The sequence below is a fragment of the Parahalioglobus pacificus genome, assembly GCF_014652275.1.
Lineage (GTDB): Bacteria > Pseudomonadota > Gammaproteobacteria > Pseudomonadales > Halieaceae > Parahalioglobus > Parahalioglobus pacificus.
Genome location: NZ_BMYM01000003.1, coordinates 96,289 through 109,293, shown reverse-complemented (window position 1 = coordinate 109,293; position 13,005 = coordinate 96,289). Strand labels below are relative to the sequence as shown.

At 58.5% G+C, this 13,005-nt stretch carries 8 protein-coding genes; 5 read left to right on the top strand and 3 right to left on the bottom strand.

Annotated features, from left to right (window positions below; all coding sequences use genetic code 11):
• Positions 1-13: 13 nt before the first annotated feature.
• Both IE089_RS13885 and IE089_RS13880 read right to left on the bottom strand, forming a co-directional pair.
• Positions 14-1,852, bottom strand: a complete 1,839-nt coding sequence (locus tag IE089_RS13885; protein ID WP_189478444.1) for a putative bifunctional diguanylate cyclase/phosphodiesterase — start codon at positions 1,850-1,852, stop codon at positions 14-16.
• 89 nt (positions 1,853-1,941) lie between these two features.
• On the bottom strand, positions 1,942-3,648 hold the full coding sequence (locus IE089_RS13880) for a putative bifunctional diguanylate cyclase/phosphodiesterase (RefSeq protein WP_189478443.1): 1,707 nt from the start codon (positions 3,646-3,648) through the stop codon (positions 1,942-1,944).
• A 261-nt stretch (positions 3,649-3,909) separates the two neighbouring features.
• On the opposite strand from IE089_RS13880, the gene IE089_RS13875 reads away from it, so the two are divergent.
• On the top strand, positions 3,910-5,889 hold the full coding sequence (locus tag IE089_RS13875; RefSeq protein WP_189478442.1) for a DUF3604 domain-containing protein: 1,980 nt from the start codon (positions 3,910-3,912) through the stop codon (positions 5,887-5,889).
• A gap of 61 nt (positions 5,890-5,950) precedes the next feature.
• Positions 5,951-7,000 (top strand): quinolinate synthase NadA, encoded by a 1,050-nt coding sequence (gene nadA / locus IE089_RS13870; protein WP_189478441.1) that lies wholly within the window; start codon positions 5,951-5,953, stop codon positions 6,998-7,000.
• A 31-nt stretch (positions 7,001-7,031) separates the two neighbouring features.
• Here nadA and IE089_RS13865 read toward each other — a convergent pair whose 3' ends face one another.
• Positions 7,032-8,492 (bottom strand): M48 family metalloprotease, encoded by a 1,461-nt coding sequence (locus IE089_RS13865; RefSeq protein ID WP_189478440.1) that lies wholly within the window; start codon positions 8,490-8,492, stop codon positions 7,032-7,034.
• Between the two features lie 196 nt (positions 8,493-8,688).
• Between IE089_RS13865 and IE089_RS13860 the strand changes: the two genes are divergently transcribed.
• Genes IE089_RS13860 through IE089_RS13850 form a run of 3 tightly spaced genes read left to right on the top strand, consistent with a single transcriptional unit; the run spans position 8,689 to position 12,902 of the window.
• The gene (locus tag IE089_RS13860) at positions 8,689-8,922 is read left to right on the top strand and encodes a sulfurtransferase TusA family protein (RefSeq protein WP_189478439.1); all 234 of its coding nucleotides are present in this window, start codon (positions 8,689-8,691) and stop codon (positions 8,920-8,922) included.
• An 18-nt stretch (positions 8,923-8,940) separates the two neighbouring features.
• Entirely contained in the window at positions 8,941-10,023 is a 1,083-nt protein-coding gene (locus IE089_RS13855) for an AI-2E family transporter (protein WP_189478438.1), read from the top strand.
• A gap of 17 nt (positions 10,024-10,040) precedes the next feature.
• Positions 10,041-12,902 (top strand): insulinase family protein, encoded by a 2,862-nt coding sequence (locus IE089_RS13850; protein ID WP_189478437.1) that lies wholly within the window; start codon positions 10,041-10,043, stop codon positions 12,900-12,902.
• Positions 12,903-13,005 lie beyond the last annotated feature (103 nt).

Here is a 13,005-nt window from a genome sequence, read left to right as displayed (position 1 = left end):
AGTGCAACAGCCCTCATCCGCTGGCGTGTAACTCGGTTCGGCCATTCATTGCGCGCTGTATATCCACAGAGAAGTCCTGCTGGAGTATGCCCGGCACATCTTCGGGGTAAAGCGGGCGCGCAAAGTAGTACCCCTGCAGGTAGTCGCATCCGCGCTGGGCGAGATAGCGCAGTTGCTCTGCCGTTTCTATGCCCTCCGCGATGGAGCGCATGTTCAGCGTCTTGGCCAGGGCCAGAATCGCATCCACGATCGCGGCCCCGTCGGTGCTGTTTAAACCCATCACGAAGCTCTGGTCGATTTTGAGCGTGTCGATCGGGAAGCGCCTTAGGTAGTTTAGCGATGAATAACCGGTACCAAAGTCGTCTACTGCCAGCGCCAGTCCCAGTGCCTTCAATTCCTGCAGTTTCTCAATATTAGTTTCCGCATCCGTCATAATTGCGCTTTCGGTCAGCTCCAGCTCAATGCGCTCTGGGCTGAGGCCGGAACTGGACAGCACATCCCCAATGTATGACGTGAGATTGGGCTGGTTGAACTGCAGGGGCGAGATGTTAATTCCCACCCGGAACGGGGGCACATTCAGCGAGTCCCAGTGCAAGCAGTCGCGCGCTACTTCGGCCAACACCCAGCTACCCAGCTCGATGATCAGCCCCGTACGCTCAGCAACTGGAATAAACAACCCGGGCGAAATGATTCCTCTCACCGGGTGCTTCCAGCGCACCAGCGCCTCCATGCTGATCACCCGGCCCGTGCTCACCTCAATCTGTGGCTGGTAGCGCAGTTCCAACTGGTCAGCGCGCATCGCTTCGCGCAGCTCTTCTTCCATCTTGAGCTCTTCGATTGAGCGAGCGTTCATTTCCTCGTTGTAGAAGCGATAACAGGCGCGGCCTTCCGCTTTTGCTGCGTACATCGCCGTGTCGGCATTGCGCACCAGAATGTCGGGATAGTTACCGTCCTGCGGGTACATGGCGATGCCGATACTGGGCGTTACCACCGGGTTATGCGACTGCAGCGGAATGGGCTCAGACAGTGTGGCGAGAATTCGTTTTGCCACTACTTCTACCGCATGCACATCGTCAATTTCCGAGAGCACTACGGTAAATTCGTCACCGCCCAGTCGGGCGATCTCGGTGGGCCTACCCTCCATGGCTTCAATGTCTTCGGCGGTTTGGTCGCTGTAGTAATTAATGGAGTCGTCTTCGCGCAGCTCCAGCGTCAACCGTTTCGCAATCTCCACCAGCAGGCGGTCACCGCGGCCATGCCCAATGGAATCATTAATGCGTTTGAAATGATCCAGGTCGATAAAGAGCAGGGCGGCGCCCGTGCCCTTGCGCTGGCATCGGCGCAGAATGCGGTTGAGCTGCTCGTTAAAGCTGCGTCGGTTGGGCAGTGAGGTGAGCGGGTCGTAATAGGCCAGATAACGCAGCCGGTCTTCCTGGCGCTTCAACGAGTTAAACGCATCACTGGCGCGCAGCATGTACTGCACATCCCGGCCCAGTAGCGACCAGTTCACAGGCTTGGTTTTGTATTGGGTGGCGCCGGCGTCAAACCCCTGATCGATCGATTCCCTATCGTCAGAGCCGGTTACAATCATAATGGGCACCGACTCACCGCGAGGCATGGCGCGAATGCGCCGGCACACTTCCAGTCCCGTCATGCCAGGCATTTCAACGTCAAGGAATACAAGGTCTGGACGCTCGTTCACGAACATCTCCAGCGCCTCTATCCCGTCGGCGGCCTCAATAACGGTCATGTCTTCCGCTTCCAGGCACTGGCGCGTGAGCATACGCACGTTCTGGTCGTCGTCACTCACCAGTACTTTTGCGCGCTTCTGGAAGATGCCGCCTGTTGCCATACGGAAAACGGTTGTCGAATTAAGATGTCAAGAAGGCTACCACCGCTCTGGCGGGTAGCACAGTGTTGATCCGTGTTTTTGGCGGATTGTCAGGACAGTAGTCGTTCACTGCGCTTATAGCGCTGTTCCTGCACAAATCGCGGCAGGCGCTGCAAGGGGATGGCGGGGCTGTAGTAGAAACCCTGCACCTGTTCGCACTGGTTCTCGCGCAGGAACTGGAGCTGCTCGTAGGTTTCTACGCCTTCGGCGATAACCGGCATGTTCAGGCGGCGCGCCATCTCAATGATCATGGTGCAAATCGCCACTTGCTGGGCGTTATGCGGCACATCGCGCACAAAACACGAGTCGATCTTCAGTGCAGAGATGGGCAGGTCGGTGAGGTGGGATAGCTGCGAGAAGCCGGTGCCAAAGTCATCCAGCGAGAACGACACGCCCAGCAACCTCAGCTCATCCATGCAGGCCTTGATGGCGTCGGGGCTCTTGAGAATGGTGCTTTCGGTGAGCTCCATTTCCATGCGCTGCGGGTTGGCGCCGGTGTGCGAAAGAATGTCTTTCACCAACGCCACGAAGCGGTCGTCCTGTATCTGGCTGAAGGAGATGTTCACGGCAACGTCAACGTCTTCCATGCCCTGTTGCGCCAACCACACCTGGGCCGAGCAGGCATGCTGAATCACCTGGTAACCGATGGTTTTAAGCAGTCCCAGGTCGTCACAGGTGGCGATGAACTCGCCGGGGCACAGCAGGCCGCGTTCGGGGTGATTCCAGCGCAACAAGGCTTCCAGGCCGCGAAGCTCACCCGAATCCACATCAATACGCGGCTGGTAGTGCAGCTCAAATTGGTTTTTGCGCACTGCTGCTCGCAGTTCCGCCGCCAGCGAGGTGTTGCCCGCCGTATCAAATTCCAGCTTGTGGCTGAACTGGATGCAACGGCTGCCGCCGGCTGCTTTGGCCTGCAGCATGGCGCTGCGCGCGTGGTCAATAATTTCAGCGGCGTCTTCGGCGTCCTGGGGATACGTCGCCGCGCCGATGCTGGCATCGACCGATACCTGTTGATCACCCAGGCTCAGCGGCTCCGAGACGGCGCGCAAAATCTTGGTGGCGATCTGCTCCACGTCCGATGACGTTGCTACATCTTCCAGTATCACCGCGAACTCATCACCGCCCAGCCTGGCGAGGCTGTCACTGTTGCGCAACTTGTTCGTGATGCGCCGGGCCAGTGTGCGAATCAGGTCGTCGCCCGCGTTTTCGCCATGATGCACATTGATATTGGCGAACTGATCGATGTTGATGTAGAGCAGGGCCGTGTTGAATTCCAGCTTGCTCGCCCGTTCCATTGCTAAATCCAGGTGCGAACGGAAGCCGCTGCGATTCAGTGCGCCGGTGAGGGTATCGCGATTGGACAGCGCCGATATGTGCTGGCGCGCCTCGCGCAGTTGAATGCTGTAGTCGAGCACCCGGTGTAACAGATGATCGTCCACCTGACTGCGGGCTAGGCAGTCCTGGGCACCCAGGGTGCGAAAGTAAGCCACCGTGTCGGGGTCATCGCGCTCTACCAGCAGGATAATAGGCAGGTTGCTGTGGTGCTTCTGTGCCAGGCGCAGTATGTAATCGGTTTGTGCGCCATCGGCCATGATCAGTGCGTCAACGCCGGGGTCTGCCAGCACTTCCACCGGCCGCAGCAGTGCGTCGGCGGAGACAATATCAAAACGGTTGGGGACGGCTCGGGCCAGGCAGTCGGCCAGCAGGCGATGGTCCTCGGGCTGATCCGAGATAATGGAAATGCTATGCCTGCTCACTCAAAGCCCCGTGTGGTCATAAAAGTCCTGCTCGGACAATGGCGACCAGTCTCACCCGGTCGCTCGCGGCACAAAATGCCGTTTTCTTTATAATACAGCGAGTTATACGGAATAACTGAGCAGAATTCTAGTCAGCTTTTGTGAAAAATTTGGCTAGTCAACTGTTGTTGGTGGTCCCCGAATATTGGCCCTGGGCGACATGGCGAGGCCGCCGGGTCGCAGTAGTCTGTCTGGGTACTGTCGCGAACCCACGGAGTGAACGTGCGTAATCCAGCAGCCCTAGTCATTTTTCCGCTTGTTGCTATGGCAGGATGTGGTGCAGAACCACCGCCTGAATCGGTGTTTGCCGTTCAATCCTATGCGCAGCAAGTCAGCGTGCCCTGCGCTGATGTTCAGCCTGAGCGGCGCGCATTATGGGGCGATCTCCATGTGCACACATCGCTGTCCAGTGACGCCTGGAATTTCGGTGTGCAGGTGATGCCGTCCGACGCTTATCGCTATGCCTTTGGCGGTGCGGTCAACCTTCCGGGCGGAGTGGGCGAGCCCGAACGCGAAGTGCGCTTGGAGCGGCCGCTGGATTTTGCCGCGGTTACCGACCACGCAGAGTTTTTGGGGGAGCAGGCAATCTGTAATGATCCCCAGTCACCCGGCTATGCCTCGGGATTTTGCGAAGTCATGCGCAGTGGGGAAGGGCGGGCACCTGCTCTGGTCATGCGCATCATGAGCCCTTTTTCCTCCCGTGATGTAGACACCTGTGAGGCGGATGGCGAGCGTTGCGGCCAACGTGCCGAGCGGGTGTGGGAATCCACTATCGCTGCAGCAGAGGCGCACCAGGATCACAGCAGCCACTGTGAACGCACCACCTTTGTGGCCTATGAATACAGCTCCTTCCGCATGGGGTCTAACCTGCATCGCAATGTGATTTTCCGAAACGCAACCGTGCCGCAGCGGCCCATTTCCTATCTGGAGGCTCATCGGGAGTGGGATTTGTGGCGCCTGTTGGAGACCCACTGCAATGACAGCGACACCGGCTGTGAGAGCCTGGCTATTCCGCACAACTCCAACATCAGCAACGGACGTATGTTTGCCGTGGATTACCCCGGGGCATCCAGCATTGACGAGCAGGTTCAAAGAGCGGCGCTGCGCGCGCGCCTGGAGCCGGTGGTGGAGATCATGCAGCACAAGGGCGATTCGGAATGCCGCAATGGGCTGGCAGGTGTTTTGGGCGGCGAGGATGAGCTCTGCAATTTCGAAAAGTTTGAAGGTTTCGCCTTCACCAGCACGGTGGGTGAGAACGAAGAGGTGGGCAGCTGTTACGCCGGACCGCTGGCGGATTGGGTACCGCATCTAGGGCCCGACTGCTTAACCCGCAACAGCTATGTGCGCTATGCCCTTATTGAAGGATTGAAAGAGGAGCAGCGCCTCGGAGTAAATCCGTTCAAGGTGGGGCTGTCGGCCAGCACGGATACCCACAACGGTATTCCCGGCGCGGTGAATGAGCGCAACTTCCCGGGGCATCTGGGCGAGGCAGACAGCAGCGCGTTGCAGAGGGTGCAGTTTGACCGTGCGATTCCCGGTAACGCGAGCAATGGCCCTGGTGGAATTATTGGTGTGTGGGCCGAGTCCAATTCGCGCGACAGTATCTTCGATGCGCTGAAGCGGCGAGAAGTGTTTGGCACCAGTGGTCCTCGCATACAGCCGCGTTTCTTCGGAGGCTGGGATATCCACGCCGACACCTGTGAGTCACCGCAGCGTATTGCGCTTGCCTACGAAACGGGCGTCGCCATGGGGCAAGACTTGCCGCCCAAGCAGGCGAGCGAGCCTGTCTTCCTGGTGGCTGCCGCTGCCGACCCTGGCACGGACGCTTTGCCGGGAGTGCCCTTACAGCGACTTCAAGTCGTGAAGGGCTGGGCAGATGCACAGGGCAATCATCACCAGCGCGTATTTGATGTAGCAGGTAACCCCAATAACGGTGCTAGCGTTGATCCTGCGGATTGCAGGCCCAAAGGCGAAGGTTTCGCGCAGTTGTGCGCGGTCTGGCGCGACCCGGAGTTCGATGCCGGTACCTCGGCGGTGTATTACCTGAGAGCCGTGGAAAACCCGAGTTGCCGCTACACAGCGCACCAGTGTTTGCAGCTCCCCGAGGACGAGCGTCCCGCTGATTGCGACTCGCCCTTTATGGACCCGGTCATTCAGGAGCGCGCCTGGAGTTCGCCCATCTGGTATACCCCCGCGGGGTGATTGGCGCCGGAGGGATTGTGCTAGACTCTCGCCCCCGTTTTAGTACTACCCAACGCGTTACATGAGCATCGCCGCAGACAAACTCGAGATCATCCGCCAACAGGTGCAAGTGCACTTGGATTCGGCCCAGGAAAAGCAGCTCACACCTGAGCAGGAAGAAGCACTGAAGTCACGCATCAAGGCGCGGCTTGAGGCAGAGAATGCGGTGTTGGTTGCCCACTACTACACGGCGCCGGCCATTCAGGCATTGGCAGAAGAGACCGGTGGCTGTGTGTCTGATTCATTGGAAATGGCGCGCTTTGGTCACGATCATCCAGCTGAAACCCTGATCGTGTGTGGTGTGAAGTTCATGGGCGAAACCGCGAAGATTCTCACGCCCAACAAGCGCGTGCTGATGCCAACGCTGGAGGCGACCTGCTCGCTGGACCTTGGTTGCCCGATTGACGAGTTCTCCGCGTTCTGTGACCAGCACCCGGACCGCACGGTGGTTGTGTACGCCAATACCTCTGCCGCTGTTAAAGCCCGTGCCGATTGGGTGGTGACCTCCAGCATTGCGCTGGATGTCGCCGAACACCTGGCAGACGAGGGTAAGGCGATCATTTGGGCGCCCGACCGTCACCTGGGTGACTATGTCAGGCGCGAATCAGGGGCCGACATCCTCATGTGGGACGGGGCCTGTATCGTGCATGAGGAGTTCAAGGCGCGCGGCATTGAAGATCTCAAAAAGGTCTATCCAGAGGCGGCCGTGCTGGTGCATCCCGAATCACCCCAGTCGGTCATCGCGCTCGCCGACAGCGTGGGCTCAACCACGCAAATCATCAAGGCTGCGCAAACGCTGCCCAACAAACAGTTCATCGTAGCTACCGATCAGGGCATCTTCTACAAGCTGCAGCAACAGGCGCCCGATAAAGAGTTCATCATTGCTCCCACAGCAGGCGAGGGCGCAACCTGTCGCAGCTGTGCTAACTGCCCATGGATGGCAATGAACGAGTTGGAATCATTGGCCGAAGTGTTCGACCGCAACAACAACGAAATCTTTGTTGATCCCGCGCTGGGCGAGCGGGCCATGGTGCCCTTGCGCCGCATGCTGGATTTTGCCGCGGCAAAATAAGCGCTGGGGCAGCAGTGTCGACCAGGACTTTCTAAGACTCCATCTGCTGGCGCATCTGCGCCACGTCACGCAGGCGCTGATTGATGGTCGCGCTGGTGTGGTAATCATTGCGCACCAACTTCAGTGCATAATTCAGCTGCTTTTCCGCCTGGGTAAGAATGCCATTGAGAATGAAGTACTCGGCGCGGCTCTGGTGTAAGCCCACGATATTTCCCGACAGGCCCTGAACCTCCGCCAGCAGATACCACAGGGCAGGGTCGTTCGCTTGTCGCCGGCTTTGCTCAACCAGTACCTGCTCGGCAATGTGCGACTGCTGGTTCTGCATTAGCGCGTTGGCATAGGCCATTGTCAGGGGGTGGTTGCCGGGTGATAGCGCCAGGCGTTGCTTCAGCTTTTCAACGGCGGCTTCGGGATTGCCGCGGGCAAGGTCTATCTCCGCGTCGGCAATGATGTATTCCAGCCGATCGCGATTTTTGCCCCATATGCCGTCCAGCTCCAGGCTGGCCTCATCGGCGCGTCCACCCGCGGTCAGTGCAAGCACCAGCCCGTAAGTCGCAGCCTCGGCGGAGCGAGGATTGCCTTCAAGCTCGCCGCGAAAACGCTGGATGGCTTGCTCGGGTGTGTCAGCAAGCTGCATAACAGCACGTGCGCGCATCAACTGGTAATCAAGACTCACGGGGCGCGGGGTCTTGGGGTACTGGGCTGCGCGGTTGCGAGTATCAGCCACCCGGTTTTCTGACAGTGGGTGCGTACGCAGGAACTCTGGAATACGGTTACCGCTGGAGTAGCGCGAGGCCTGCATCATGCGCTCGAACATTGCCGGCGCCGCATAGGGGTCGCGTCCTGCCGCCACCATAGTCTGCATGCCCACGCGGTCCGCTTCCGCCTCATTACTGCGGCTATAGCGCAGCGCAGAGTCCTGAGCCGCGGCTTGCGCGGCAGACAACGCAGCCATGCCGGCATCCCCGCCCGCTGTTGCCATCAATACCAGGCCTGTAAGCATGGCGGCCAGGTTGATCGGTGTCTGGTTGCGCTGGAACTCGACGCGGCGCGAAAAGTGTCGCTGGCTGAGGTGCGCGATTTCGTGGGCCAGCACTGTGGCCAGCTCGTCTTCGGTCTGGGCGTACAGCAGGAGCCCATTGTGCACACCGATCACACCGCCGGGCACGGCAAAGGCGTTGATGTTGGGGTTGTCCACCACCACAAGGTCAATGCGTCTGTCCTGCAGCTGGCTGTGGCTCACCAGATCGAAGATCAGGTTTTCCAGGTAGCTGAACATCAATGGGTCATCAACCGTGGGCGCCTGGGAGCGGAAAATTCGCAGCCAACTGCGCCCCAGGTTGTACTCATACTCCGCCGAGTAGAGGCTGGTGCTGGCCTCACCCAGATTCGGCAGTTTCAGTTCCTCATTGCTCGCTGCTACTGGCGTTAACAGAGTCACCAGCAGTAGGGGCAGGCAGCATTGCCGTAGGAATCGGAGGATGGTGGGCATAATCTCGTTTCGTGAATGGCAGGTGGCCGCTGATGTGCAACCACGATTGCCATTGTACTGCATTCGCTCTTGTCGCGGTTACCGCGCAGAGGTGGTTTAGAGTGGATACGCTGCGCGGAGTTCCCCGGTTTTGGTGCTGCTGCGGTTGCCGATATACTCATCCTCTTTCGCCAATGAAGTACACAGCATTATCTCGATGACGATCCAGATTGATACCGATGTCGATGCCACCGGGCTAACATGCCCCATGCCTCTACTGAAGGCGAAGCGTGCGTTGAATGCCATGGAAGCGGGCCAGTGCCTGCGTGTCACAGCTACGGATCAAGGGTCCGTTCGGGATTTTCAGGTGTTTGCCCAGCAGTCCGGGCACGCATTGCTGGAAAGCAACGAATTAGATGGCATCTACACTCACATAATCAGGAAGCGCTGAGAAGGGACGCACGCCGCCATGATGGAAGTTCTGGAGAAGTGGTACCGCCGCTACCTGTTTGAAGAGGAGTCCATACTCCTGCTGGTCCTACTGTTGATCAGCGTCGCCTTGCTCATGACCATTGGCGACATCCTGGCACCCCTGTTGGCCTCACTGGTGTTGGCCTATCTGATGCAGGGCGTGGCTAACCTGCTGCAGCGCAGTGGTTTGCCGCCTCGCCTTAGCGTTGCCTTGACGTATCTCATCTTCGTGGGCGCATTCTTCACGATTACCCTGCTGTTATTGCCGCTGGCCTGGCGCCAGCTGGTGAGTCTGGCAGGCGAGCTACCGCGGATGTTCGACCAGGGCCGCCAATTGCTGGTCATTCTTCCGGAGCGTTACCCCGAGCTAATCAGCGCAAACCAGGTCAATCAATTTGTCACCGCTGCACAAGGCGAGCTCGCCGGTGTGGGGCAGCGCATCGTGACCTGGTCGCTGGCGGGCATACCGGGCCTGTTCATCATCATGGTGTACATGATCCTGATTCCGCTGTTGGTCTTCTTTTTCCTGAAAGACCGGGAAACCCTCACCCAATGGTTTGTGAGTATGCTGCCGGCAGAACGGCCACTACTTAATCGGATATGGCGTGAAATGGACCAGCAAGTGTCCAACTACGCACGGGGCAAGGTGGTAGAGGTGATGATTGTTGGCGTGGTGAGCTACCTTGCCTTTACCTGGCTGAACCTTAACTACACGGCGCTGCTTGCGCTGTTGGTTGGGTTGTCGGTAATCATTCCCTACGTCGGTGCAACCCTCGTTACCCTTCCTGTGGTGGCGGTGGGCTTCTTCCAGTTTGGTCTCACCAGTGAATTTTATTACGTGGTTGGGGTCTATCTGGCTATCCAGGCGCTGGACGGAAACGTCCTGGTGCCTCTGCTGTTTTCGGAGGCGGTGAATCTGCACCCGGTGGCCATCATTGTCGCGATTCTGTTCTTTGGCGGCGTCTGGGGTCTTTGGGGCGTGTTCTTTGCGATTCCCTTGGCCACCCTGATCAAAGCGATTATTAATGCCTGGCCAGAGCCCTCGGATACGCCCGAGGCTACACAGCAAGAAACCCTTTAATCCGCACGGAGTTGTTGATGTTGTTTTCACAAGAAGCCGCGTGGCAGCGTCTGCTGCTAGTTGTCGTTGCCGCCCTGGCACTCACTGCTTGTTCGTCAGTGGATGGTGAGGCACCGCAGCCCGTACAGAGCCCTAATGACGATTACCAGTACCGTTACCTGGTGCTGGATAACCAGCTGCCGGTTTTGCTGATCTCCGATACGGATGCGCCCAAGGCGGCGGCTTCGCTGGACGTGATGGTTGGCAGCGGTGATAACCCATCCGGCCGCGGTGGCCTGGCGCACTTTCTGGAACACATGTTGTTCCTGGGCACTGACAAGTACCCCGATGCCGCTGAGTACGAGCAGTACATTACCGAGCACGGTGGGTCGCGCAATGCCTATACCAGCTTTGAACACACCAATTATTTCTTCGATATCAACGCCGAATTTTTGCCCGAGGCGCTAGACCGCTTTGCCCAGTTCTTTATCGCCCCCCGTTTCGATGCGCAGTACGTGGACCGCGAGAAGAACGCCGTGCAGGCGGAGTACCAGATGGGGATCACCAGCGATGGTCGCCGGGGGCTGGATGTGTTGCAGGAGGTGATGAACCCCGAGCATCCCTTCAGCCAATTCAGTGTGGGTAGCCTTGAGACTCTGGCCGACCGTCCCGATTCCAGCATCCGGGAAGAAATGATCGCCTTTTACAACAAGCACTACTCGGCCAATGCTATGCGTCTGGTGGTGCTGGGCAATGAGTCTCTGGATGAGTTGGAAGCATTGGTGACACCTATGTTTAACGCGGTGCCCAATCGTGATTACCAGCCGCCGCAGATTGAGGCGCCCCTGTTCAAAGACGCCGATTTGCCCCTGCTGGTGCAGGTTGAGCCTCAGGCGACTTCTCGCAGTTTGTCGGCGAGCTTCCAGATTCCGGACTTTCGCGATGACTATCACGTTAAACCTGCGAACTACCTGAGTAACCTGTTGGGGCATGAGGGTACGGGTAGCCTGCTGTCTCAGCTGAAGGCAGAGGGACTTGCGGAGAGCCTGTCGGCCGGTGCGGGCCTGGGTTGGCGCGGCGGTGCATTGTTGTCGATCAATGTAACGTTGACCGAGGCGGGCGCTGCAGATTACGACAGAGTACTGCAGTTGATATTCGACTACGTCGCCATGCTGCGTGAGGCCGGTCCACAGCAGCGCTTGTACGAAGAGCAATCCGCGCTGGCGGCACTCTCGTTCCGGTTCCGCGAAGAATCGTCGGCCATTGGCTATGTGAGTGCACTCTCCAGTGGCATGCACTACTACGCCCCGGAAGACATCCTGCGCGGGCCCTACATTATGGATGACTACCGGGCGGATGAGCTCAGTTCACTGCTGGAGTACGTGCGACCTGAACGCGCATTGGTGGTGTTCACCGATAAAACCGCCATGACAGACCGCAAGAGCCAGTACTACGAGGTGGCCTACAGCGCTCAAACGCTGGCCGGGGAGCGCGTTGCCGGATGGGAAGTACCGGTAGAGCCCGCAGTGTTTGCACTCCCGGCGCCCAACCCCTTTATCGCTGAGGATGTGTCGCTGGTGGCGATCAGCGAGGATAATCCCGAGATCCCCGAGCGTCGGCTTGAACAGCAGCGTCAAACCATTTGGTTTCAGCAGGATGACGAATTCCGCATCCCCAAAGGTGCGTTGTATGTGAACTTCCGTTCTCCGTTGGTCGGCGGCACGCCGGAGAATGCGGCTTCAGCCCTGATGTACACCAACTTGTTACAGGACTCGGTGAATGAGCTGACCTATCCGGCATTATTGGCGGGCCTGAATTTCAGTTTCTACAAACACTCACAGGGCGTGTCACTGCGCTTGAGTGGTTACACCGACAAACAAGAGGTTCTGCTGGCGCAGCTGGTAGAGGCGATCCGGTCGCCCCAGTTCAGTGAAGACCGCTTTGAGAACATTCGCAGAAACATGATCCGCAATCTGGAGAATGCGGTGGCCAAGCGCCCGAGCAGCCAGGTGATTGACGATCTACGCGAGGCCATCCTTTACGGCCAATGGGGCGAACAAGCCATTATCAATGGGCTGAAGCAGCTGTCTCTGGAAGACTTGCAGCAATACAGCACAGCCTTCTGGGCATCGGCGACGGCCGAGAGCCTGCTATTTGGTAATTACACAGCGGGCGCACCTGCTTCCCTGGCCACCACGCTTGAGCCTCTGCTTGCCTCAGGCGAGCCCGTGTCTTTACCGCCATTGGAAGTCCTTAAACTCGCCCCTGGCGAGAATCTGCAGTACACCGTGGCTGTTGATCACTCCGATTCTGTGATCGCCTGGTATCTGCAGGGTGGCGGTAACAGCTACGCCGATCGCGCGGCCACGGCCCTGGCCGGGCAAGTCACCAAGTCCGGCTTTTTCCAGCAGCTGCGTACCGAGCAACAATTGGGATACGTGGTGAGCAGCTTCTCATGGGCACAGCTGGATGTGCCGGCGCTGGTGTTATTGATACAGTCGCCCAGCCACAGCGCGCCGGAAGTCAGCACTGCTATGAGCGAGTTCATGGCACGCGTACCTGGCGAGCTGGATGCCGCACAGTTTGAGCGTCACAAGGCGGCGCTGGTGAATGACCTGAGGCGGCCGGACAAAAATCTGTGGGAGCGCGCGGAGTTTTACTGGCAGTCCATCGCCAAGAAGCAGTACCAGTTTGATGACAAGCAGCGGCTCGCGGATACGATCTCGGGGGTGGCCCTCGACGACTGGCTCGCGTATTTCCAGCAGCACTTCCTCCATCAGGCTCACAGCTTGCAGGTGGTCACGGCGGGCCGCTGGGGTAAGTTCCCTGACCTGGGTGCACAGCGTCTAGACAGTGCGGCGCAGATCAAGGCTGATCACGCGCGTTACGTTATTCAGTAAGCCATCATCGGAAGCGGGCGGGCTACAGAGCGCGCCCGCTCCATTTTGTAGTTTGACTACATTCTTGCCGCGCCCCAGCGCGTAATTGGGCCAGCAAAGGCCG